The organism is Novosphingobium sp. Fuku2-ISO-50 (genome assembly GCF_001519055.1).
Classification (GTDB): Bacteria; Pseudomonadota; Alphaproteobacteria; order Sphingomonadales; family Sphingomonadaceae; genus Novosphingobium.
The window spans coordinates 72172-94466 of record NZ_KQ954298.1 but is presented as its reverse complement, the minus strand read 5'-3'; the positions used below and the strand labels follow the sequence as shown (position 1 = coordinate 94466).

Annotated in this window: 24 protein-coding genes; 10 read left to right on the top strand and 14 right to left on the bottom strand. The window is 60.5% G+C overall.

All coding sequences use genetic code 11. From position 1 onward, the window contains the following. Positions 1-28 precede the first annotated feature (28 nt). From AQZ50_RS16055 to AQZ50_RS16045, 3 genes are all read right to left on the bottom strand, one after another. The gene (locus AQZ50_RS16055) at positions 29-961 is read right to left on the bottom strand and encodes a nucleotidyltransferase and HEPN domain-containing protein (protein ID WP_067747738.1); all 933 of its coding nucleotides are present in this window, start codon (positions 959-961) and stop codon (positions 29-31) included. Positions 962-1381: 420 nt separating this feature from the next. Beyond that, on the bottom strand, positions 1382-2299 hold the full coding sequence (locus AQZ50_RS16050) for a hypothetical protein (protein WP_156427403.1): 918 nt from the start codon (positions 2297-2299) through the stop codon (positions 1382-1384). A 158-nt stretch (positions 2300-2457) separates the two neighbouring features. After that, positions 2458-2958: a hypothetical protein gene (locus tag AQZ50_RS16045; RefSeq protein ID WP_067747735.1), complete on the bottom strand. Its 501-nt coding sequence runs from the start codon at positions 2956-2958 to the stop codon at positions 2458-2460. Between the two features lie 588 nt (positions 2959-3546). Between AQZ50_RS16045 and AQZ50_RS16040 the strand changes: the two genes are divergently transcribed. Beyond that, the gene (locus AQZ50_RS16040; protein WP_231730349.1) at positions 3547-3984 is read left to right on the top strand and encodes a DUF2513 domain-containing protein; all 438 of its coding nucleotides are present in this window, start codon (positions 3547-3549) and stop codon (positions 3982-3984) included. A gap of 3 nt (positions 3985-3987) precedes the next feature. Here the strand turns inward: AQZ50_RS16040 and AQZ50_RS16035 are convergent, their stop codons facing one another. The 11 genes from AQZ50_RS16035 to AQZ50_RS15985 all read right to left on the bottom strand — a co-directional run bounded on the left by AQZ50_RS16035 (position 3988) and on the right by AQZ50_RS15985 (position 14128). After that, a complete protein-coding gene (locus AQZ50_RS16035; RefSeq protein WP_067747733.1) occupies positions 3988-4776 on the bottom strand; it encodes an HNH endonuclease signature motif containing protein in 789 nt (262 codons plus the stop codon). A 21-nt stretch (positions 4777-4797) separates the two neighbouring features. Then, complete coding sequence (locus tag AQZ50_RS16030) at positions 4798-7299, bottom strand: S8 family peptidase (protein ID WP_067747731.1); 2502 nt, start codon at positions 7297-7299, stop codon at positions 4798-4800. A 5-nt stretch (positions 7300-7304) separates the two neighbouring features. After that, positions 7305-8300: an AAA family ATPase gene (locus AQZ50_RS16025; protein WP_067747730.1), complete on the bottom strand. Its 996-nt coding sequence runs from the start codon at positions 8298-8300 to the stop codon at positions 7305-7307. Between the two features lie 517 nt (positions 8301-8817). Continuing rightward, entirely contained in the window at positions 8818-9423 is a 606-nt protein-coding gene (locus tag AQZ50_RS16020; protein WP_067747729.1) for a GntR family transcriptional regulator, read from the bottom strand. A gap of 3 nt (positions 9424-9426) precedes the next feature. Then, positions 9427-10278: a phytanoyl-CoA dioxygenase family protein gene (locus tag AQZ50_RS16015; RefSeq protein ID WP_067747728.1), complete on the bottom strand. Its 852-nt coding sequence runs from the start codon at positions 10276-10278 to the stop codon at positions 9427-9429. Next, entirely contained in the window at positions 10275-10898 is a 624-nt protein-coding gene (locus AQZ50_RS16010) for an acyl-homoserine-lactone synthase (RefSeq protein ID WP_067747727.1), read from the bottom strand. The genes AQZ50_RS16015 and AQZ50_RS16010 overlap by 4 nt, the downstream gene beginning before the upstream one ends. A gap of 110 nt (positions 10899-11008) precedes the next feature. Next, a complete protein-coding gene (locus tag AQZ50_RS16005) occupies positions 11009-11818 on the bottom strand; it encodes a LuxR family transcriptional regulator (protein WP_231730348.1) in 810 nt (269 codons plus the stop codon). Positions 11819-12011: 193 nt separating this feature from the next. Continuing rightward, the gene (locus tag AQZ50_RS16000) at positions 12012-12530 is read right to left on the bottom strand and encodes an RES family NAD+ phosphorylase (protein ID WP_067747726.1); all 519 of its coding nucleotides are present in this window, start codon (positions 12528-12530) and stop codon (positions 12012-12014) included. Further along, positions 12527-12874: an antitoxin Xre/MbcA/ParS toxin-binding domain-containing protein gene (locus AQZ50_RS15995; protein ID WP_231730347.1), complete on the bottom strand. Its 348-nt coding sequence runs from the start codon at positions 12872-12874 to the stop codon at positions 12527-12529. Before AQZ50_RS15995 ends, AQZ50_RS16000 begins: the two co-directional genes overlap by 4 nt. A gap of 165 nt (positions 12875-13039) precedes the next feature. Further along, the gene (locus tag AQZ50_RS15990) at positions 13040-13516 is read right to left on the bottom strand and encodes a helix-turn-helix domain-containing protein (RefSeq protein WP_156427402.1); all 477 of its coding nucleotides are present in this window, start codon (positions 13514-13516) and stop codon (positions 13040-13042) included. A 168-nt stretch (positions 13517-13684) separates the two neighbouring features. Further along, positions 13685-14128, bottom strand: coding sequence for a hypothetical protein (locus AQZ50_RS15985; protein ID WP_156427401.1), 444 nt, complete (start codon positions 14126-14128; stop codon positions 13685-13687). A gap of 274 nt (positions 14129-14402) precedes the next feature. Here AQZ50_RS15985 and AQZ50_RS15980 point away from each other — a divergent pair, with 274 nt between their 5' ends. The 9 genes from AQZ50_RS15980 to AQZ50_RS15940 all read left to right on the top strand — a co-directional run bounded on the left by AQZ50_RS15980 (position 14403) and on the right by AQZ50_RS15940 (position 22231). Next, on the top strand, positions 14403-14735 hold the full coding sequence (locus tag AQZ50_RS15980) for a hypothetical protein (protein ID WP_067747719.1): 333 nt from the start codon (positions 14403-14405) through the stop codon (positions 14733-14735). 89 nt (positions 14736-14824) lie between these two features. Continuing rightward, complete coding sequence (traL, locus tag AQZ50_RS15975) at positions 14825-15109, top strand: type IV conjugative transfer system protein TraL (protein ID WP_067747717.1); 285 nt, start codon at positions 14825-14827, stop codon at positions 15107-15109. 5 nt (positions 15110-15114) lie between these two features. After that, entirely contained in the window at positions 15115-15690 is a 576-nt protein-coding gene (locus AQZ50_RS15970) for a type IV conjugative transfer system protein TraE (protein ID WP_067747715.1), read from the top strand. 29 nt (positions 15691-15719) lie between these two features. After that, a complete protein-coding gene (locus AQZ50_RS15965; RefSeq protein WP_067747713.1) occupies positions 15720-16520 on the top strand; it encodes a type-F conjugative transfer system secretin TraK in 801 nt (266 codons plus the stop codon). Then, complete coding sequence (locus AQZ50_RS15960) at positions 16517-17848, top strand: TraB/TrbI/VirB10 family type IV secretion system protein (protein ID WP_067747711.1); 1332 nt, start codon at positions 16517-16519, stop codon at positions 17846-17848. The genes AQZ50_RS15965 and AQZ50_RS15960 overlap by 4 nt, the downstream gene beginning before the upstream one ends. Before the next feature lie 13 nt (positions 17849-17861). Beyond that, positions 17862-18656, top strand: coding sequence for a DsbC family protein (locus tag AQZ50_RS15955; protein WP_067747709.1), 795 nt, complete (start codon positions 17862-17864; stop codon positions 18654-18656). A 3-nt stretch (positions 18657-18659) separates the two neighbouring features. Continuing rightward, positions 18660-19361, top strand: a complete 702-nt coding sequence (locus tag AQZ50_RS15950; protein ID WP_067747707.1) for a hypothetical protein — start codon at positions 18660-18662, stop codon at positions 19359-19361. 6 nt (positions 19362-19367) lie between these two features. Continuing rightward, positions 19368-21917, top strand: coding sequence for a type IV secretion system protein TraC (gene traC / locus AQZ50_RS15945; RefSeq protein WP_067747705.1), 2550 nt, complete (start codon positions 19368-19370; stop codon positions 21915-21917). Then, positions 21914-22231 (top strand): hypothetical protein, encoded by a 318-nt coding sequence (locus tag AQZ50_RS15940; protein WP_067747704.1) that lies wholly within the window; start codon positions 21914-21916, stop codon positions 22229-22231. Before traC ends, AQZ50_RS15940 begins: the two co-directional genes overlap by 4 nt. Positions 22232-22295 lie beyond the last annotated feature (64 nt).

The following is a 22295-nucleotide window of genomic DNA, read 5'->3' as shown; positions in this document are numbered from 1 at the left end:
GATCGTCATGACAAGTGCGGCCCGAAAATTAGGCGGCTTCCCCGTCGGCTTCCGCCTGAAGCCGTGCGATCCGCTCGGCACAGATCACATGCACAGTCCGTCCCAGTTCTTCGATGCACCCGCTCAGCCATGCGAGTTCCTCGGCGCTGATCCGGTAATGCTTCGAATACCGGGCTTTCACATAGGCTTCCTTGAGCTTTTCGAAGCGCGCCTGCTCGACCCGCTTCTCCCGGGGCCAGACATCGACAAGCCGCCGATCCAGACGCTCAGCCTGGGTGCGCAGGAAGCCAATGTTATGCACATGGGGGGTGTAGAAGGTCACGACCAGCAAGACGCAATGGTAGAGAGCCTCAGCAGTTTGGTGCAGTTCGAAGGCCGTTTCCTTCAAGTGCCCCTTCTCAATGCCAAAGCGAACGAAATCGTAGCGCCGCATGGCCGCAGGATACCACTCATCAAAATATTCCTGCGCCATGACCAACGCCTGTTTCGGCGTTTTGGGCTTGGGCTCGTGCAACTCGTCATCGACGGCCTCGTACAGCGCAATCCCGTCGCGCCGCACGTCCATGAAGAAATACCGCCCGTGCGCCAGCCCGTCGTTCACTTCCTGCAGCGTGTGAACGATGAATTTGACCGGCGTCTTCAAGGTCTTGGTAATCGCCAACTCGCGATTGAGCCGATCCTCAAGCTTCAGCCAATAGTCGACCCGATCGGTCAGCCGCTTGTCGTTGACGATAATCAGCAGGTCGAAATCCGACTGATAGCCTTTCGCGGTATGCGGCTCATCCACCCAGCCGCCCCGCGCATAACTGCCATAGAGAACGACCTTCTCGATCCGCCCCCGCTTCTTCCAGGCATGCTTGGCCAACGCCAGCGCATCCTCGAACTCCTCGAAGATGATCGCGATAACCCGATCCAGCTCACGCCGCTTGTGCGCAGGCAAATGCTCCAATTCACGACGCATAAGAACGCCTTAGCAACATTTTTGTCCTTGTGCACCAGTCTACCGGGCATCGTTCACAAGCCAACGCACTTAGTGACCATAACGCCGCATTGCGATGCCGCCTAGCCAGCAAGCCAAGCCACAAACCATTCTGCCCTCAGCTACTTACGCGCACCGACCTTCACAAAGCCCCGTCCCCGGCCCCAAACGGACCCGCCGAAAGCTGCGTATCATTCATCTCAGTCTCGGCCGGCTGGAATGCCGGGGCTTGGGACTTTGCCGCCAATCGCCCTCCGTCCGGGGAATGGCGACTTACGTTCGGAAGCCGACACCCCGCCCTCAAACCAAGACACGCAGCCTACGGGGAACTTGTTGTGGAAACCGGAACGGCCGGTTTCTGATCCTTAGATCACGATAACTGCCATTACGGCTAAAAGCGCTCTATTCCGTCACGGGAACCAGGAAACTGGCCAACACCCTCTTGGCGCCTCTTTCGCCAAAATCAGCTGTCACTTTGTTAGCCTTGATATGGATGACTATCCCATCGCCAAATTTTTCATGCTTCACGCGCCCCTGGAGTTTTAGCCGGCCGTCGGCAGAACACTCATCGGAAAGACCGTCCGCTGGCATCGCGGCCAGCCCCGCCTGCTGGAATGTTCCGATTGCGTCGGATTTCCCCCAGAAATTACAGCTGAAATTGTTGAGATAGCGATCTGTTCGATCAGACTTAGCTTCATATACGGCGGGTATGGTCGAGCCATCCCCACCCGACTTGAGGAACTCACGAACAGATTGCAGCGCCAGCATTCGAAGGTGATCCCAATGCCTAAACAGGGTTGCCTGCCGTTGCTTTTCTAGCTTTGCCGCACTGGGTTTCCGAGTTGATAGCGGCTGCGTGTAATCGTCAACATCGTGGAAGAACGTGATTGCTCCGAACATCCACGCGGCGTCAATTGTGGTCCGCCATTGATAACCCACACGGACCTCGACGCGGTTCTGGAAGGTATAAGGGGGAGAAACGTGATCGTTGATTTGGAGCAATTGAACCTCATTTTCCTGCTCCTCGACCTGCCGCTTCATGTCACGAACAGCGTACACTAAATCGTGGCCGGAACTCCACGCTTGGCTTCTCGTCTCGGATCGCTTGGTCGCTGCTTTCGCTTTGGCGTAATTGGCCAGATCTCGCTCATACCGATGCAGATGGGTGGCGATGTGCGAGGCGGAACTCGATAGATTTAGACCAGCCAATGCGGTAGGACGGCCTTCGTCCAAAGCTTGATCCACGCGACGCTCGACCTCGCGAATATCAATTGCCTTAATAACTGTCATCTCGTGTTGAGAAAGGTAGAGACTGCTCATTTAGCCTATTCCCGAAGCTAGCGCGCGCAGAAGTTACGACAGATTTTCTCAAACATCACTCGCAGCCAATTCTTCCTATCCGAAGTCATTCGAAATGCAGGTTGTAGCTAATCTTAGTGTCTGGAAGACCGGCCCAGTTCAGTTTACGGTCTGCAGGCTTAGGGCAGGCCCTTAAGCACGCGCGATAGCACAGCAACGATATGCCTCTGGACCATTTCCACCGTGACGTCGGCCAGATGCGCTCCGGTCCCAGAACTGGAACTTCCGCCACGACCAGGCGAAATTGTACTCGTGGGGAACCAAACGCCTGCCGAGCCTCGAGAATGGACTGCCCAGACATACGGATACTCATGCCCGCTATAGTACGCAGGTATGCTGCCTCGAAAAAAAGTCAATGCGATCTTCGCGGGGGATTTATGCCCCCGGCTGTCCGTTTGCCCTTCTTCGATTGAAATGTCGCTGCCCCACCCCTGTGCGGCGATAAAATCGGCCATTTCGCGCATGGCAGGCACAATCACAACGTCGCGAATGCGCAAAAACTCTGCATCGTTCTTTTCTGCTTGCGCGACTTGCTCAACCTTCTCTTGGTCGGCCATATTGGTCTTTTGCTTATCCTGAGCGAAGAGGCTTTCAAGCTGCCCCTTGACTTCATCCTTCATCGGGATTGACTTCCTTCTACCCGAGGGCGCTTAGTAAATATCAGATCAGACTTTCTTATGGTGATCGATTCCCGCTTTGTCACCCCAGTGGAGGGGAATATGAACCGCACCGAATTTGGCAGAGGGACAATTTTCTGGGAAGTGCATGAATGAAGAGTTGCTAGGCATTAGGAGGCCTAGCAGCTTGAATGCCAGCTATGTCAGCGGCCTCGAACCAAAGGTCGAAGGGAGGAGAACGGCAGGTGTCGGCGTGAGAAGGCATTCCCAATAGAGCATCGGAACGACGTATATTGGTCGACTGCTGCCGGTAATACGTAGGGGCATAGCCGCCCCCAAAGCCGATGATCAGGGGCCCAAGCTGGGGCATTGAAACCAGCCGTACATTCACGTTGGCCGCATTACTGCCGAAAGACGGGGCCTGGAACATTCCCGACGTTCTCATGCGACACGTCGAACCGTAGCCATTGTCAGGAGCCGATGTTAAACCTTGCACTGTGCAATAAAGCAAAGCTATAGCGCGCGGCAGGCTCAAATAGATCGCTGCCTTTCCATCGGGCCTGTAGTATGGCCAGCACGATGAAACGTGACATGGACCTGATCCGGGATTTGCTCCTGAAGATTGGGGGAAGGCAACGCTCGTTTGATCTGTTGCCCCCCGAGATCGCCGAAATACTGGGCGTGAGTAGCGAAGGCAGACTGCCGCGTGAGCAGGCGGAACTGCTGGAGTATCACCTGACCCTGCTCGATAACGCCGGTCTAATCACGATCCAGGCGAAGCTGTCCGGCGCGGTCTGGCAGATCGGTCAGATTACCTGGGCCGGCCACAACTTCCTCGACACAATCCGTGACCCCGCCATCTGGCGAGAAACAAAGGTCGGGGTCAAACAGGCAGGCGGCTTCAGCCTCGACCTCTTGAAGGCCCTCGCCAAAGGGCTGATCAAGAAAAAGACGAGCAGCACACCGGCGTTGACATGGACCTCTAGTCGCCGTGGCAGTGGCAGTGGGCAAGTCATCATGCTCACCTGAAATTCAGCGAGGCTTTTTCCCTTTATCCAAGAACTCGACGAATGATGCGTAGCAGCGATTTCCCTCTGCATTTCGCATCCGGCCCAGGCGGGTGCGCGTGATTCTTTGCTGAAGGTAAGCGCAGACGCTGTCGAAACGGTCATCCGGGATGAGTTCAAGTTTCGAGCCAAACTCTTTCGCGATGTTGGCATAGATCACGGCAGGCTTGAATTTATCGGTGCGATGCGGAGCCCACGAGGCGAATTCATTATACTGCTTCGCAAGGTACTTTGTGTACCGCACCATATCGCGATCGGCACCAATGGTCCCGGCAAGAGGTGCCATCGTGACGCGGGTTCGCGGCTGACGGATGCTGACATTTGAGCCGGCGCCGGCAATGACGACGGTGCCCTTATTGTCGGGAATTGTGATGCGGTCCATCGCATCGAGAAGGCGCTTTGCTACAAACGCATCCGCTGTACTCTCTGCGCGTCCAGCCAACTGCTCGTGCTCCTGCTTCATCGCCAAGAGCCTGGCCACGGAAAATTCAATTGCGTCGGTGTCGATCAGCTTGTGATGCCGACGGCATAGCAGGATGAGGTTATCGTAGCCGTGCCGCTCCGCTTCGGTTTGGCCGGGATCATAGCGTTCACCGCCTGGCTTGCTGGCGCGAATATGGCAGATTTCGCCCATGTTAATGCCTGCCTTCCCCGGGCTGTTTTCGATGATCGGCGCAGTACAGCCGGAAAAGGCACAACGATTGCCCGACATGGCGTAGAGGCGTTGAATGGCCCGGATCGAAGGCTTCGGCATTGGCCTTGCTCGCTGTTCAATTCAAATTTCGATGGGGACCTCGACCATCACGGGGACCAATGCGGAAATGGGCGTGTGAAGATCGACTTCAACGCCCGGTGTCTCAAGGCTGATCACCAGCGAGTAGCGCGCTTCCTGCTCATATTTTCCGAGCGATTTGCGCTCGCGCCACCATCCAGAAATTGGATGGACATAAAGCGCATTGCGGGCTGCAAGTTCGACTGCAGGCCCCTCCCAGATATCGACATGCAACGAACCCGACGAAATCTGCTTTTCGCCAAACAGCCAGCCATCGTTCGTTTCATTTACAGCACGCGGGGCGTCTTTGTCATATCCTTCGGCATTGTTACGGCGGTTGAAGTTCCCAATGGTCTCACGCGAGCGCTTGAGATCGAAACGCAGGCCGAAGGACTGGTAACGTGCCGGGTCCAGGTTGGTAGCAAAGCTGGGGTTGGGTTCCACGAAATAGGACAGCGTGACTTTCAATCTCACCCGAGTGTTATCGAGCTGCTCGAGCACGTCTTGGGGCCAGGGAAGCTGATAAATATGTGATTCGTTGAATCGCACGCTGCCGCCTTCCATGCGGAACGGACGTATCGTGTTTTGTGCGACCAGAGCGAGATCATCGATGGCGGACGCCATCGCTCGCCCAAGATCGGGGATGCCGTAGCCAAACCGCCTCAGGCAATCGGCCTTTTCTCGCTTTGTCGCGCACTGCGCGACAAGCTGATCCATGTGACGGGTCCAACGAGCGCTATGCACCATCAGCGCGCGGATCGTTTCCGGCCAATACTGCGGGTAAGCGGCAGTCAGGTGTGCTGCCATCCGGGCCGCCTGAGCGGTTGCGGCACTTGTCGCCCAGAATGCGTCCAACGGCTTCTGGGCGACAAGGCGGGAGGCCGTAAGGAGGGAAAGTGAATCGAGCCCGGCCACCGCTTCAGCACCACACGGGCTGAGCGCCCTGTTCCCGGCCTCAAAGACGAGTTCGGGTTTGAACGGAGATTGACTGGTGTCCCAAAGGAAGGATGTCCGGCTGTAAGGGCTGGAGGCGCCAACCGGTGCCATCGTGGTCCAACCGTCGTAGCCTGCCTCGCCTATCCCGGTCTTGTCCGTATATCCGCCGATCGTGAGGGCGTTCCACGCCTGCGACGGGTCTTCAGCCGGGAAGGCATCAGCATCCGCGATTTCAGCGGCGACGGAATTGTCGGGAATATTGCCAGCGGAGAGCAGTATCAGTCGCCGGGGCGACGGATTTTCAACATCGTCCGATTCCGCTCCAGCCGCCGCCTGGTCGATGGCCGCACTCCACGCCGTTGCGTCTGATCCGCTACGCCCCTCGTTGGTGACTGCCATGCAGAAAACACGGTCACGATCCGGGTTGTTGATTTCGGCGAGCAGAATAGCGCTCTGCGTGATCGGTCCATAGGAATGGGGATCATTGTCCGGGATTCCGGGCGGAGGCAGAATTTTGACTGATTCCAGACGGTGGTTGAGCTGGATTGGCTGACCGCTCGCGAGCGGACCGACGAGATCCCCATGCAAGGCAAGACCGGCCATGCCGGTCCCATGACCAGCGCCGTGCCCGTGATCGTCTCCACCCCAAGCAGTATCGATCGCCATCAGATCTTCTGGCGATAGCGCTGGTTCGAGCAGGGGATGGGCCCGATTTACCCCTGTGTCGAGCAGGCAGACCGCAGGCACGTCATTGCCGGGCCAGATTACACGCTCTGCGAGATCATCGATAAATGCCGGAACGTCGTCCTTCAGGTCCCGGGTAAACACCAAAGGACTGTCGCTCGCGCGGCGCAGCTCCGAAATTCCTGCGGTTGCGAACAGCAACATCTCGATTGATGCGCGCCGCCCGTATGCCGGGATCACCGTCGCCTCCGGAAAACGCAGAAAGGTGTCGGGGTTACCAACATGCAGCCCCAGCACCGGAACGCTGGCCAGAACTCTGTCGGTGCGGTCGTTGAAGCACCAGAGCGCCCACCACATCTGCGCCTGGGGGTCTTCCGGCAATGCTTCGGGAGCATCGCGCCAGAAACTTTGCAGACGTGCCGCGCGGATGTGCTCGATCGGTTCGACCCGGGTCTTCTTGGGCGGCGATCCCTTTTCGCTCAGTTCGCCATTTGTGTAGTCCTCAAAGACCTGAGAAAAAGCGTCGCGCATGTCATCCGGGACAAACAGGGCAATGCGGCGCACACCGTTCTCATCGACGATTTCGGCCGCTTGCCGTGTGCCTTCCCTCTGCCGTTCAAGGTTGGTGGCACCTGCGCTCCGATTGAGTTCGACCTCAATGAAAACGCCGCCAGCAGGCTCAAGGTCCGCTGGCTCTTCGGGCAGGCCGCGCTGTCGGGCCTCAGCCTCCGCAAAGGCATTGCCAATTTCCGCGATGAGGCGGAGGCCATGATCCCCGCGAACCCTGTTCAGCGCGCGCTGCCGTGCGTTGCTGCCCGGCGACTTGAAGGCACGTCGCTGGGCAAGCGGGGTGATATCGATGTGCGGTCGGTTGTGTTCGCTCACAGGGCCTAGAACTTCACCGTAAACGCCGTTCGCATGGCCTGGCGCTCAGTGAGCTTGGCAACGACCTCCTGGGTGGTCGTCTGGTTCCTCTGATCGAGGATCGCGGTCTTGACAACTTCATCCGCCGCGCGGGCAACTTCGGCCTGGCTCAGCCCGTGTGCCGCCTGTTCAATCGCGGCCCATCCCCCGCGTTGGAACTTGAGAGGTTTGAGGTTCGCCTTGATCACCGCGCGGATCTGCGCTGCGGTCGGCATCTCAAATTCGAGCACGTCGTCGAACCGGCGGAGCAGCGCCCGATCCAGAAGCTCCGGATGGTTGGTCGCTGCGATGATCGGGCTGTCGGTCGATGTCTTTTCCTCCATGAACTGGAGGAAGCTGTTGAGGACGCGGCGCATTTCAGCGACGTCGTTGGTCGCGGTGCGCTGACCGCCGACAGCGTCGAATTCATCGAACAGATAGACCCCGCGCCGACGCCGGGTTTCATCGAAAACCAGACGCAGTTTTGCAGCAGTCTCACCCATATAGCGGGTAATCAATGTCTCGAGTCGAATGATGAAAAGCGGAAGCTTCAACTCACCTGCGATCGCCTCAGCTGTCATGGTCTTCCCGGATCCCGGCGGACCGACAAAAAGCAGGCTTCTTGAAGGAACCTTGCCATGTTCGCGCAGCCAATCGCGCTTGCGCTGCTGCAGGAGCATCCCGTTAAGACGTTCGGACAACTGCGACTTCAGAATAACGTCTTGAAGATCAACGCCAGGATCGCGATAGTCGAGCAGTCCTTCGAGATCGCCGCGCGGGGCAGAAAAAGATACGGGAATAGATGCCTTCACCCCGCCAGCGCCGCGCGCGGCATCGACTGCGGAACGAAGTTCATTAGCGGTGTCACGGTGCCCTTGACGAGCTTCAGATGCTGCGACTTGCAAGGCAATAGAATAGAATTGCGCGTCGTCACCTTCCGCGCGACTGCGTAACATCGCCAGTATTTGCTTGGCGTTTGACATCTATTCTACTTTCCATTCCCTCGCGCCGCAAACCTGTGACGCCACAAGCGATACGTCATGTTTCCTGAAATTTGAAGCGCGATTGTTGCCCCAGGGCCATCCGATCACCGGGGCTGGCTCAGGCCGCAGTTGCGGCATTACGAATGCCCTACGAATGCCCTTCGTTGCCACCCTCATTTTGCCGGGCCGCGTGCGAAGACCGGCAGCGGTTTCGCGAGAGGCGAGCCTGCTCAGGTTGCGGAGGATTACTGGGACCGGACGTTCCCAAGTGATCAACAAACTCTTGGGGCACTGATCTTGGAGGCGGTGAACGCAGGGCAGCTCAAGGCCACCAGATTCTGGAAGCTGTCGTTCCGGACTCAATACCGACCGACGAGCGGACCGCAAGACTCCGTAAGAATGGCCGGTTTCGAGATTGGCGCGCGGCATCCTGATCGACCACAATAAGGTGTTTGGCCACCCATCTGCCGATCGCCTTATCGTTGGCAAAGTGCTGCACCGCGCCTTCCAGGCTGCATCAGGTTTGGGTTCCAGCTTGAAGCCCGGCTAGAAATCTGTCCGCATGGCGTTTGCGGACCTCGTGATATTCCGTCAGCGCACAAACAAGACCGGTTGGTCGCGAAGCCAAGGCGGTATAGATCAATTCAACGTCCGCTGCCGCGGTTGGCAGGATGGCAACCTCATGCCCGCGGGTGGCATGAAGGCGCGCTCCGAGTATACGAACCGCCTCTGCCACTTCTGCATTGCCAGAAAGGGACGCAATTTGGGCAAAGAGTGCGTCCGTGCGTTCGGCGTGGCCCTCCATGGACAATTCCTTTGAAATTGCACCATCCTGCGGCCCTCCCGTTGCGACGGCACTGAGCAACAGACGCAGGTTCAGATCCAGCAAATCGCGCAAAGCGCGCTCGGTCAGGCGCGGAACATGGAAGCCGATGCCCGGCACAAGCTCGACGAGCCTTTCACCGACCAACCGATTCAGGCTGTCGCGCACCGGCGTCATGCTCACACCAAGATCCTCGGCAAGACGCACGGCTTCCAGACGATGGCCCATCGGCCAGAAACCGACCATCAGGCGCTGACGGATCGCCTCATAAGTCGGTTCGGCAACATGCGACGGGCTCAACGCTCATTCCCGCGCCGTGTTCGCAAACTGGGCCAGCATTTCCGCCTGATCGGGGCGCAAGGCGTCTATGGCGCCAATGTGCTCGGGCATTTGATCGGTCAGCAGCAGCGACGGGCATTGGCCTTCATAGTTGCCCAGATTGGGCCGGTGCTGAATATAGCCGGCAAGAGCCGCAAGCTCTGGCGAGAAGGTCCGTGCCACCTCCGGCGGATAGGACAGCCAGAGATTTTCGTAAGGTTTGAGCCAACCGAGGCTATAGCCGACGACGATCGCGCGCCGGGGGCGATCGGTCCGGTTTGCGCCCGCGCCATGTGCGGTCGATCCCAGAAAGCAGATGGCTGCGCCGGGTTCGCATTCAGCGATGATCGGCGCACCCACCTCGCCTTTGGCCATGCCTCCTGCGCCATGGCTGTAGGGATAGATCTGGGTTGCACCGTTGGCTTTGGTGAACGGGTCGAGCGGCCAGATCACGTTGATCAAATATTCGTGCGTGCCCTTTTCACCGGCCCACATGTCATGGTCGCGATGCGGGAATTGGCGAACCTCGCCCGGGTGGATCTCGATAGCCTGGGCGACATTGAGCTGGATGCGGTCGCAGGCCTTGCCAAGGATTGCCTGCACGATGGCGAGAATGTCGGGCTGGGTGACCAGGGTTTCGGCATGGCGCGAACGCTTGAGCAGGCCGCTGAAGCGCTTGGTGCTAAAGCCATAGAAGTGCCCCTGACTGAGCGGCGTTGCCGCAAATATCGGGTCGAGGTCATCGCTGAGGCCATTGACCGTGGCATCAGGCACGAGGCCGGGAATGATGCAATAGCCCCGTTCGAGAAGTTCTGCGGTCCAGCTTTCGACGTTCATGCCCGTGCCTCCCGGTTGCCGATCAGTTGCAGCGAAAGTGGCGTGTAGACGCCCGTGCCGCGCAAGCCGTCGAGCGTCCGCTCGTCGATCCGGATATGCAGCGCAACGAGTGTCTGATGGCCGACACGGACCGCTTTGCCGAGCGGCACGCACTGCCACCCGAAGCGCAAGATCTGGCTGAACCAGGACAGTTCAGCGACGCCTGTATAGTCGGTTATGCCCGAGTTCAGGGCATGTTGGGCCAGCGCCGTTACAAGCTGGTTGCGCGCGATCCTGCGCTCAGACGTCGATTGGTGGCGGTCGAGACAGAAGCGGGTGATTTCCCGAATGGTCGGGCCGCTGGGAACCGGCTCGTCGCACAAGAAAGGATAGAGATCGTCAAGCAAGTGCGACCGGTCGGTCGGCAGGAGGCGGGCCGAGGCACGATGCCCGCCGCAGTCGCCCAGCAGGATGAGGTATTCGGCATCCGGATTGTCGAACTGATCGACCTCATATTCGTCGGCAAGGATCAGAAGATCCCACTTGAGCAGGTCGACAAACACTTGCTTGCGGGCGGCGAACATGGCGCGAAAGGCGGCATCCTCGGGCACCTGCGGCGCCCGAGCCAGACTTGTCTGCATGGCAGATTTCCCCCTGATGATCGGATTGGTCTGCGGATCAGATCATGAGAGGGCCGCGCAAAACATACCAAGAAATGGGGATGGAATATGCGAAAGTTTGAGCCGAAAATTCAGGTTCCGGCCCACCAATGGAAGACATCGGCAAAGCTGATCAGACCGTCGAACATGGCGCACAGCACCAGTGACTGGCGCGAATGCACATCATAACGCTCACGGGCAAGCTTGAGGTGCTGGATCACCGTTTCTTCGCTGATCGCGAGGATGACGGCGATTTCGGCAGCGGTCTTGCCGCGCGCGGACCACAGGACGCATTCTCGCTGGCGCTCGCTCAAGACCGGCCTGGACTTTGGTGCGACCGCGCCGACGATTTTCCGGGCACTGGCCAGCGCGATTGCGCCGACGATCTCTGCGATATGCAGCATGGAGCGGGGAAGCGTCGCATCGGGCCGGACGACGAACGAGCAGGATCCGTTCGCTTCACCCGGCAGATGGCGCGGAACGGTATAGCCATCGCCGATCCCGCTCTCACGCCCCACCTTCAACATCCGCCGATCACCTCTCGTCAGCGGAATGAGATTTTCGATATGACGCCATTCGAAGCCGCTCATGGATTTCCCGCAAGCGCGGCGCACAGGATCATTCCCGCCAAGATCGAAACCGACATAAAGCTTGGCCCAGGCGTCGGGGTAGTCGTGAACGAGCAGCGATGTACCGTCCCGCGATCCCGGTCGGCAATCGTAGGAAAGCGCGAAATGATCAAATCCCAACCGGCTCGTCGCGGTGTGAAGGGCAGCGGAAAGATCGGATTCGGAATTGGCGCTGGTAACGACTGAGATAAGGTCATCGGCAAGAACAAGACGCATAACCGACCGTTCGATCGCTGGCGCGTTCCCAACCCGCTGACCATGCAGATCGCCCAATTGCCATCCGCACCGGTTTCCATCCGGTTCACAATGGCTGTCGACGTGATGCCGCCTACAGACTCCCCCATCGACTGGCCTCGATAGCCATTTGACGGATTTGTGACATAAAAATGACCAATGCAAAACCCGATATAGCCCTTATCGGTCTTTCATCTTGTTGATAAACCGGGAACATGCATCTGCGGGTCATTCAGATCCACGACGACTGGGCCCTGGGCAATCGGCCACTCGGATCGAAGACGGTGACCTTTGTCGGGAGTTCGTCGCTCCAACGCCACAAGATCAGATTGCAATTCGCCTGGGTGGCGTCGGGCACGAAACTCGGCGCCAAAATGCCCGCAAAGCCTCGGGATTTCAGCCGGTCGACGACAAGCCAGGAGGGTGCATCGTGCCCTTTGCGCAAATAGCCGAGCCATCCGCAGGCAATATCTTCTAGCGAAACGCTGTGCGCGGCCCGTCCGGCGTCCGTCCTTAGATCGGCAACGGGATTGCAATCGACATCGTATTCGCACATCGTCAAAGGCTGCAGCCGCCGGGACAGGCCTTGGGTACATTCCCCGAACGCGGTCATCACATCGAGCGAGAGATAAAGCGTCGGCTCGCCCTTGCGGTTGAAGCGGCCGCCAGTCTTCGCGGCGCCCTCGCCGGACATCGGCGAGAACGACCACATCGGATCATGGCCGCGATAGCACCGGCCGACAAACCTCAAGCAAAGCCGCCCAGTGCCAGGTGATCGAGATAATCGCGCACGGCGCCGGCCTCGCCGGCCTTGACCAGCGCCTCGGCGGTCCGACCATCAAGGGCGGGAATCGGCTGCGCACGATACCAGGCCATGGCCTGCGTCTCACCGCCGGCCCATTCGCGAATGCGCGAGAGGATCTCGAGCATTTCGCGGACACGCGCCTGCGTCCGAGGGGCAGAGCGACGCTCCGACTTGCTGATGGTAGCCGTTCCCAGACCGGCGGTTTCCGCCAATTGCCCCTTGGTCATGCGAAAAGCATCGGCGACGCGTTCGACATCGACGATCCCGCCCTTGTCGATGAAATGCGTCACGAAGCCCGCGCCTGCGAAATCGTGCGTGGACAATGCCTGACTGCGAGCGCTGTGCCTGACGGCAGTCCGCCTCGCTCCATCCTTGGGAATTGCCGACACGTCCCGATCTCCGACCATACTTCGGACATAATATGGGACAAATCGTCCCGAACATCAAGGCAGACCTCATACCGCTGCATCGGATCCACGCCGGATGGGGCGGCGCACCTCCGGCAAGTCAGCAAAGCTGTCGCGCCGACTGCGGATCTGCTCCTCGTTGGCAATGATCGCGTTGGCCAGCCATTCGGAAAACCGGGCGACTGCGGGCCCGGTCAGCGGCTCGATCGCAAATTCAGCAGACGTTTCGAGCTTGGCCAGCACCGGTTGCACCAGTTGCAGGACAACGCCAAGATTCGTGTCGAAATAGCGTTGCCAGTCGCCCAGCACGCCAATCGCCATGAGCGCGCGCTCGCGGTCGATCCCGAGCAAGTCGTACAATGCGACAATCGCTTCGATGCGCAGCGGCGTTTCGCCTGAAAGGATTCGTTTCAACTGCCGCCGACTGATCTTGAGATCGCCTGCAAGATCGGCGCAGGATCTGGCGCCTTGCGCGATGTGATGATTGATCAATGCGCGATGCCCGATCGACATTGCAGTGGCCACACAGCCCCGTTCCGCCTCATTCCATACTAAAGTATTTTCCACATCTGCGCCTGCGTGATCCCGTTGCGTTGCCATGGCGTCTGGAACTCCCTGAATCGTTGAGACATTCATTCGCCAAATCGACCGGGATCAAGTCAAGAGAAACCCGGCAAGCGTAGGTGCAGACAATCAATCCAAACTGGCGACATAACTGCAGACATAGACGGCTTCTGCAACGCTGACCGGCCGACCAAGACGCCGCTCTGCGTGGTCGCGAAAGCTGCGCATCAGGCCGTTCACGCTTGAATCAATCCGGATATTGATAGCCAAACGCCCGGTAACGACATCGCAGTTGCAGAGCCGGTCCAGTTGTTGGTCATCGAGACGAGACAGCCGGTTTTCCTTGTCCTTGAGAACAGCCGTCAGCAACCGGCGCGGTGAACAGATGTCCAGTTCGCGCGCTGATTGGTGATAAATCGCAAGGATCAGCGCCTTGAATGCCACCTCGCTGATCTGGAGCCGGTGCGTTGCCTGCGGCTCCTCCCGCCTGTCGTGCTCCGCCATCGCACCTGCCAATTCATGATCCCATATTTGCAGCAAGCCCATGGGCGCCACGCGCACCAAAAGAGCCAAAAACCGCCCATATCAGGACGAATTGCGCCCGGCCATAGACCGGAAATCGCCCATCGAGCGCCGTAATGCGCCCAGCAGCGGGCCTATTCTGTCCGTATCGCGCCGAGGCAGCGATTTCTTTATGAAAATCGAGATGCGATTACGCCCGAATTATTGCCAGTAACCGATCGGGCGGGAACTTTGGGTCTGGCGCTGAACATCACAACAAGCGCCGCCTCTCAAAAAAAGGGCATCCCCCATGTCTGTTGCACCCCCGCTTGCCATGCCTCCCGCCATGCCGCTCTCCCGGCTTGCTCGCCGACGCGGAACAAAGCCCACTCTTCGCCCGCTCGCTTATGCAATCCCGGTACTTGCGGCGGCCGCAATCCTTGCCCCGGCCGCCTATGCCGGAACGGACACCACGTTCAACACCGCGCTCACGCAATTCACCAACTTCCTGTCCGGCTCGGGCGGCAAGGTGATCACGGTGTTGAGCCTCGCCGGCGGTGTCGTGGGCCTCGCGTCGGGGCGCTTTTCGCTCGGTCAGGTCGCCGTCCCCGTGGGCACCGGCGTCGCTGCAGGCACCGGCGTGCCCATCGTCACCGCGATGGTGACCGCGACGATCTGAACAGAAGGCCGGCCGGCACCGCTTCCCCCCCGGCGGTGCCGGACCGGCCCAACCTTCCATCCAACAACCTTAAGTGACGGCGGACAGCGATGGAACGCTATGCCATTCCCAAGCACCTTGATGATCCCGAGCTGATCGGGTTCTGGACGCTTGATGAATTCCTGGTGATGGTGATCCCGTTTTTCTGGGGCATCGTCGCCGGGCATATCGTTCTCGGGCTCGTATTCTCAACCCTGGCCTGGTTCGGTTATCGCAAAGTTCGAGCTGGCCGGTCGATGTCGTGGGTGCTCCATTTCGGGTACTGGCATCTTCCGGGTGAGTTCTTCGCGCTGAAGAGCTTTCCGCCGTCACATCTTCGTGTCCTGGCGGGCTGAGCGCCATGGATCTCGACCTCGCCCATGACAAAGCCCAGCGCGTACTGCGCCAGCGCAATTGGCTGGCAGGCATCGTGGTGCTTCTCGCAGCCGGGCTCGCGGTGACATTCACTGCCGCACAAAGCCGCGACCGCGAAGTCGTGCTGGTGCCGACCCTGCGTTCGCCGATGACGCTGTCGAGTTCGTCGGTCTCTCGCGAATACCTCGAAATGGTGACCCGCGATGTGGCTGCACTCGCACTCAACCGGTCGCCCGAGACGCTGACCTGGTGGATGACCACCATCCTTGACCTGACTGACGAAAAGGATCGAGGAGAGGTCAAGAAAGGCCTGATGAAGATCGTCGCCGAGCAGCAAGGCTCGCAGATTTCACAGTTTTTCACGCCAGACATGATGACGGTCGATCCGGGCAAGCTGACCAGCGAAGTCGGCGGCACGCTCCACACCGTCGTCGCCTCCAAGGACGTGACGAGCGAGCGTCGCACCTTCCGCTTCCGGTGGCGCTACAACGGCGTGTCGCTGAAACTCGCGGGGTTCGGAATGGTGACCCACGCGGCCGCGGCGCCCGGAGCGGCGCAATGACCGCCCATCCCCAACAGGATATTTGTCCGATGGCTCTCCCCGATTTGACGGCGGGTGCTGGCTTTGCCGCGCGCGCACGCCACGTGCAGCACACGTTGGCCGCCACGATGTTCAGCCTTGGCTTGCTTGGCCTCGCCAGCCCTGCACGTGCCGACCAGAACCTCCTGGCATCCGACAACGGCACCGTCCGCTGCGAAGCCTCACTCAAGGATCTGACGCGGATCACTTTGGCGAACGATCAGTTTGCCTCGATCTCCAAAGTCCAGGCCGGCAATGCATCCGAGGACTTCGAGGTCGTCAACGAGCCGCTGCGCGGGGACATTTATATCTCGGTCGGCCTGGGGTTTTCGAAATCGGCAATCTCGTTCTTTGCCACGACCCGCAAGGGCTATGTCTACAAGTTCCTCTGCGCGGTGGGAGGCACCGATGCCAAGCAAGTCTTCATCGCCAATGCCGATGTGGCTGCGCCCCGCCCCATCAGCGAAGAACTGCCGCCGGGCCTGTCACCGCAAAACGAAGCCGCCCGGCTGATTGCCGCACTCTACGCGCAGCGCTCGGTGGCCGGCTACGATATCGACTGGCACCCGCTCGCCCCGATCGCGACAGGCGATGTCACTGTCCAGCGCATTGGCAACTATCGCGGCGGGCGCCTCACCGCGACGCTGCTCAAGCTCACCAATACCGGCACCAAGCCGCTTGCGCTGCGTGAAGAGGATCTGGGCCCGACGAACGCCGTAGCGATCAGCCTCGCCAATTTCAGGCTCCAGCCCGGCGATGCCACAACTGCGTTCGTTGTCGTTGCCCGCACGTCGCAAGGGGGCCGGCCATGAATGGTAAGGCCACAAACGCGTCAACGCGTGTCAAGGCGGACGGCACCGACGATCTGGCCCACAACGCAGCCGTGCGACGGCGCCAGCATATTGCGCTCTATGCGATCGGCGGGCTGCTGCTGGCAGGCGGGGCATGGTGGATCATAGGCTCGGGGACGCCTGCGACAACGCCCGAGGCGAAAGCGAGCGATCCCGCAACGGTCAAGATTTCTACCGATGACATGGTCAACCGCTCGATGGCCGACAAGGAATGGATGGCGCTGTCGGAGAACCAGCTCACCAGCCAGGGGACCGCGATCAAGACGCTGCAAGGCGACAGCGGCCGGATCGACCAGCTTCAAAAGCAGATCGATGACCTGCAAGGCCAGAACCAGGCACTCAAGACCGATGGGTCCAAAGTGCTGTCGGCCTACCAGACCGAGAACGAGCAACTGCGCAGCCAGGTGTCGGCGTTGTCGACGCAAGTCCAGCGCGCCACGGCGGGGCCGAACGCCATGTACGGGCCTGGTGCGCCTGCCACCTATCAGCGTGCAGGAGCCGCACCGACATCGGGCACAACCGGCGCGACCGGAACACCGGTTGTCGCGGCACCGCGCTCGAGCGAAGTGAAGCTGATGGCGTTCAGCGGCGATGCCAGCGGCACCGCGGCGCGCATTGTTCCGACCAAGACCACCCAATTCACCGACAGCGAGAACTACCTGCCGCCCAACTCGATCGCGACGGCGCGCGTGGTGGTGGGTGTCGATGCGACCACCAATACCAAGAGCCAGACCGATCCCCTGCCCGTGGTGCTGCGCATCACCGGCCCGGCGCGCTCAGTCTATGCGCAGGGGAAATTGCTCAAGACCAACCTCAGTGGCTGCATGGTCAACGGCGCGGCGATGGGCGATCTCTCGTCCGAGAAAGTCTACGTCAAACTGCAACGCATGACCTGCCCGCAACCGGGCGGGCGCGTGGCGGTCAGCGATGTCAAAGGGTTCATTGCCTTTGGCGGCAAGACCGGCGTGCGCGGGCGCGTGGTCAACCGCTCTGGCAATCTTGTCGGCCAGGCATTCATTGCCGGTGTGCTGGGCGGGTTCGGACGCGGCTTCGCGACGAACTCGCAGGCGTTCCTGACCTCGCCCACGGTCAACACCAGCGGCCAGCCCACCACTTTGTCGCCGTCATCGATCGTCCAGGGCGGGCTAGGCCAAGGCGTCGCCCAGTCAGCCGATACTGTCTCCAAGTACCTGATCGAGCGCGCCGAGCAGTACCAGCCCGTGGTCGAGATGCCGACCGGCCTCGATGTCGAGGTGGTGTTCCTCGATGGCGTCTTCATCCGCAACTGAAGGATAAATCCTCATGCGACTTGCCCTTTCCCTTCTGATGTCCTGCACGGCCTGCCTGCCCGGCGCGCATGCCGAGCCCGTCCATGGCGATACCGCCACCGTCAAGGCCGTGACCAAGGCAGTGGCCACGCGCCTCCCGCGCACCAGGATCACCCATGTCGATTGCAGCGTCCTGCCCGGGCTTTGCGAAGTCCAGGCCGGATCGACGCTGTTCTATGTCGATCCGAAGGTGCATTTTCTCGTCGTCGGTCATGCCTATGACCTCGAAACGCATCAGGATCTGACCGCAGCCAAGCTGCTCGCGATCAATCCCGACAGCCTGATATCCACACCAACGCCAGCCCATGCGGGTGCCGATGCAACCCAGCGCAGGACGGATGCAGCGCCGCCGCCCGCCAATATCTCGCTCACCGATCTGCCGGCCTCCGGCGCGATCGAATGGGGCGGCAAAGGGCCTCATGTCACCGTCTTCAGCGACTTTCATTGCGGGTACTGCCGACAGCTTCATCAGGACCTGAAAGCAATGGGCGCGCGTGTGACCGAACGGCCGATTTCCGTGCTGGGGACACGTGACGTTTCCGAAGCGGTGCTGTGTGCGCCGGACCACGCCGCCGCAGTCGATACGGCCTATGCCGGTGAGGCGATCCCCAAAGGCACCTGCGACGCCAGCGGGCTCGATGCCAATGAGACCTTTGCCCGCGTGCATGGATTTTCAGGAACGCCGGTCCTGGTGCGTGACGATGGTGCGGTCGTGCTTGGCTACCGCCCGCGCGAATTCCTCAACGCCTGGCTCAAGGGCGGAGACTGAACGATGCGGTATCTGCTTCTTCCAGTTCTCGTGCTGGGCCTGTCGGACTGTGCGATGTTCCAGTCGAACGTCAAAGGCGGCTTTTCGTGCGGCGCCGCGCGCGGCACCTGCGCCCCTTCGACGACGATCGATGACGCAGCGCTTCATGCGATCGACGCGCACAAGGCCGATCCGGATGCGCCGGGATCTTCGGCGATCGCGCGAGATGATGCCAAGCCCGGTTTGGCTTCAACAGACGCCGATACCGGCCCCGCACTTGGCGCGCTCAAGGTGGTCTATCCCGCCTGGCGCGACGGCAGTGGGCATGTTCACAAGCGTACAGTCGCCTATGTGAACGTCGATGCGCCGGGGTTGGTTGCGGCTGATAGCACGCCGCGTGCTTTGGACAATCCATCCCGCACCAATCTGCTCGCCATTGCCGAAACGGCCCCGGATCTCGCGCTGGTCAGCTCCGCACCATCCCCGGCATCGGTGCCCGAGCCATCGGTGCAGCCACAGCCTTCGGCGACCACCGCCACGCCGATCGGCGCGATCCAGACGCAAGTGCGGGACATTCTGGCCAAGGCGCCCAAGCCGACGATCGGGAAAACTGTGCCGACGCCTCCATCGCCCGCACAGGGTGTACCGACCGGGACAGCAACGACCGGCCCAGCAACGACCGGCCCAGCAACGACCGGCGGCACGTTCCCGCCCCAAGGGGAATGACGCGCCATGCTCGCTCGCCTCGTTGAACTCATCACCGGCGACAGTGCCTCGCCCGAAAGCCGCCCCGGCCCACAAGCCGTGCCGATGCTGGCGGCCTATCTCGGCTATCGCGCTTACAGCCCTGACGAACAGCTGTTCCACCTGACCCGGTCGAAGGGCTTTGTTCTCGAACTTGCGCCCTTGATCGGCGCAGACGACCGCATCAGCGATATTCTCGGCACGGTGTTTGCCGATGTGCTGCTGCCTGGCTGCCAGTTCCAGATCATCAACTACGCGAGCCCGCGCATTGCCGAGAAGCTGCAGGAGTGGGCGCTGCCGCGCGTGCGTGCCGGTGCCGTGTTCGACAAGCTTGCCCGTTATCGGCTCGACCTGTTGACACGCGGAGCATGGACCTCGCTAGCCGGGGACGGGCCGTTTCATGTGCGCCAGTTCCGCGTGTTGTTCGCGGTCGGCGTGGCTGAAGGGGGGGCGGTTTCCAACGACCAATTGCTGTCGGTGCGCGACGGGATCGTTGCCGCGTTCGATTCGATCAATGTGCCGAGCCGCGTGCTCGGCCCGACCGACCTCATCCGCTTTATCGATGACATGCTGTGCCCTTCAACCGGCACCGGCGACGATGCCCCGGAATACAGCCCGTTCGATCCGATCAACGAGCAATGCGTGCGCCGCGACCTTGTCACACGGGTCGAGAAAGACCGGCTGATCCTCGAGGCCTCATCGCTCCGCCCCTCGGGCAACATGATCGATGGCGCGCCCGACCTGATCGAAGTGACGCCGCACGCCTTTGACGTCCGCACGATGTCGGTGCGCTATTTCCCCGAACGCTGGGCGCCGTGGGACACGCAGAAGGTCATCGGCGACGTGTTCAATCCCAAGCTGTGCCTGCCCTGCCCGGTGCTCCAGTCGATCTCGGGGATCATTCCGGCAACCGACTTGTCCGAAGCCAAAGCGAGCTGGAAATTCACCCGCACGACCACGCTTTCCGACGGCAAGGCGGCCCGGCTCGTGCCTGCACTCAAGAGCCAGTCGGCCGAGTGGAGCCACGTCCAGCAACAAGTGCGGCTCGGGCAGAAGTTGGTCCAGATCTATTACAGCGTAACGGTGATTTCCCCGCTCGGACGCGGCGACTTCAATGAGCGAACCCTGAAGGCGATCTACAAGGCCGCCGGGTGGGACCTGATCGACGAGACCTATCTACAACTGGGCGGGCTGCTCGCCTCGTTCCCCCTGCTCCTCGCCGATGGACTTTCGGCGGATTTGATGCGCATGCGGCGTTTCCGCACCGTGCTGTCGGCCAATGTCGCTTCGCTTGCGCCGCTGCAGGGCGAGTATAACGGCAGCACAATTCCGCACCTGCTGTTCATCGGCCGGCGCGGACAGCCGCAATTCTGGTCGCCGTTCCAGAACAGCGCGGGCAACCACAATGTCGCGATTGCGGGCAAGTCCGGTTCGGGCAAGTCGGTGCTGCTCCAGGATCTCACCGCCAGTCTCGCCGGGGTCCATGCACGCGTCATCGTCATCGACGATGGCCGCTCGTTCGAGCACATGGCCAAGGCGCTGGGAGGCACGTTCACCGAGTTTCGCCAGGCGGCAGGGATTTCGCTGAACCCGTTCCGGATGATCGACCCGGCCTTGGCTGCCGACGATCCCGACTATCTCATCGACTGCCTGGCGATGCTCAAAGCCATCATCTCGCAGATGGCGCGCTTCGAGAACCGGCTCAACGATACCGAGCGCGGGCTGATCGATGCTGCGGTCAATACGGTCTGGAATGAACAATCTCGCGACGGGACGATCGATGCGGTGATGGAAGCCTTGCGCGGTACAGGCCACCCGCTGGCCGAAGACCTCGCGACCGCCATGCTCCCCTTCTCCGCCGCCGGCACGTTCGGGCAGTTTTTCCTCGGCGACACCAATCTCGATCTTTCCGCCGACCTCACGGTGTTCGAGCTGTCCGACCTGTCGTCACGCGAGGAATTGCGCAGCGTCGTGCTGACCTCGATCATGTTTGTCGCCTCGCAGACAATGCGCAAGCTCGACCGGCAGATCCCCAAGGCGCTGATCATCGATGAGGCATGGTCGATGCTGAAAGGTGGCGCGATGGCCGACTTCGTCGAGACCTATTCGCGCACCTGCCGCAAATATGGTGCCTCTCTGGTCACCGCGACCCAGTCGATCAACGACTTCTACAAGTCGGGTGGGTCCAAGGCCGCGCTCGAAAACTCGGACTGGATGCTGGTGCTCCAGCAAAAACCCGAGACGATCGCCGATTTCCGCAAGTCCGACCGCTTCGAGATGGACAATTATACCGATGCCCTGCTGCGCTCGCTGAAGCGCCACGGCACCGACTATTCCGACCTGCTCATTCGCGGCCCGGATACGCAATGCGTCTGCCGCCTGGTGCTCGATCCGTTTGCCGCCACCCTCTATTCATCGAGCCCTGCCACTTTCGCGAAGATCGAGGCGGAAATCGCCGAGGGCCGTACCATGGCCGAAGCGATCGAGGTCGTTGCCTACCCCGACCGCGTGCCCGTTCACGCCGAGGCCCGGCCATGAGCGCGCGTCGAGGCCAATTCAACTGGGCCGCGATTTTCGTTGTGACAGTGCGCCTGACAGGTTGGCTCACGGTCAACGCACTCGCGGCAGCCGGGATCATTGCAGTGATCGCCTTTGCCATCGGCAGTTTTTCGCTGCCGCTGACGATGGCCCAACTTGCCAACCTGGCCGACCGCTATGTCGCGGCCAATGCTGCGCGGCAGGGTCAGTTCAACCAAATCATGACCTGCGGATTTGCTGCGGCCTTCCTTGGCGTCTCGTTCTTTCGCCGCGCCGGTTTTGCCCGCGCCCTGGAGAGCACCGATCATGCCTGACGCAATGCCCACCCTGTTCGACCACGCTGATCGCGCAGACGCACCTCTTGCACCGCCCGCAGCC

Excerpts from the sequence above, each read along its gene's own strand:
- AQZ50_RS15970 (WP_067747715.1), top strand. The coding sequence starts at position 15,115 with ATGGATCTCGACCTCGCCCATGACAAAGCCCAGCGCGTACTGCGCCAG.
- AQZ50_RS15980 (WP_067747719.1), top strand. The coding sequence starts at position 14,403 with ATGCCGCTCTCCCGGCTTGCTCGCCGACGCGGAACAAAGCCCACTCTT.
- AQZ50_RS15940 (WP_067747704.1), top strand. The coding sequence starts at position 21,914 with ATGAGCGCGCGTCGAGGCCAATTCAACTGGGCCGCGATTTTCGTTGTG.
- AQZ50_RS16025 (WP_067747730.1), bottom strand. The coding sequence starts at position 8,300 with ATGTCAAACGCCAAGCAAATACTGGCGATGTTACGCAGTCGCGCGGAA.
- AQZ50_RS16045 (WP_067747735.1), bottom strand. The coding sequence starts at position 2,958 with ATGAAGGATGAAGTCAAGGGGCAGCTTGAAAGCCTCTTCGCTCAGGAT.
- AQZ50_RS16050 (WP_156427403.1), bottom strand. The coding sequence starts at position 2,299 with ATGAGCAGTCTCTACCTTTCTCAACACGAGATGACAGTTATTAAGGCA.
- traL (WP_067747717.1), top strand. The coding sequence starts at position 14,825 with ATGGAACGCTATGCCATTCCCAAGCACCTTGATGATCCCGAGCTGATC.
- AQZ50_RS15950 (WP_067747707.1), top strand. The coding sequence starts at position 18,660 with ATGCGGTATCTGCTTCTTCCAGTTCTCGTGCTGGGCCTGTCGGACTGT.
- AQZ50_RS16040 (WP_231730349.1), top strand. The coding sequence starts at position 3,547 with ATGGACCTGATCCGGGATTTGCTCCTGAAGATTGGGGGAAGGCAACGC.
- AQZ50_RS16035 (WP_067747733.1), bottom strand. The coding sequence starts at position 4,776 with ATGCCGAAGCCTTCGATCCGGGCCATTCAACGCCTCTACGCCATGTCG.
- AQZ50_RS16010 (WP_067747727.1), bottom strand. The coding sequence starts at position 10,898 with ATGCAGACAAGTCTGGCTCGGGCGCCGCAGGTGCCCGAGGATGCCGCC.
- AQZ50_RS15965 (WP_067747713.1), top strand. The coding sequence starts at position 15,720 with ATGGCTCTCCCCGATTTGACGGCGGGTGCTGGCTTTGCCGCGCGCGCA.
- AQZ50_RS15955 (WP_067747709.1), top strand. The coding sequence starts at position 17,862 with ATGCGACTTGCCCTTTCCCTTCTGATGTCCTGCACGGCCTGCCTGCCC.
- AQZ50_RS15960 (WP_067747711.1), top strand. The coding sequence starts at position 16,517 with ATGAATGGTAAGGCCACAAACGCGTCAACGCGTGTCAAGGCGGACGGC.
- traC (WP_067747705.1), top strand. The coding sequence starts at position 19,368 with ATGCTCGCTCGCCTCGTTGAACTCATCACCGGCGACAGTGCCTCGCCC.
- AQZ50_RS16055 (WP_067747738.1), bottom strand. The coding sequence starts at position 961 with ATGCGTCGTGAATTGGAGCATTTGCCTGCGCACAAGCGGCGTGAGCTG.
- AQZ50_RS16015 (WP_067747728.1), bottom strand. The coding sequence starts at position 10,278 with ATGAACGTCGAAAGCTGGACCGCAGAACTTCTCGAACGGGGCTATTGC.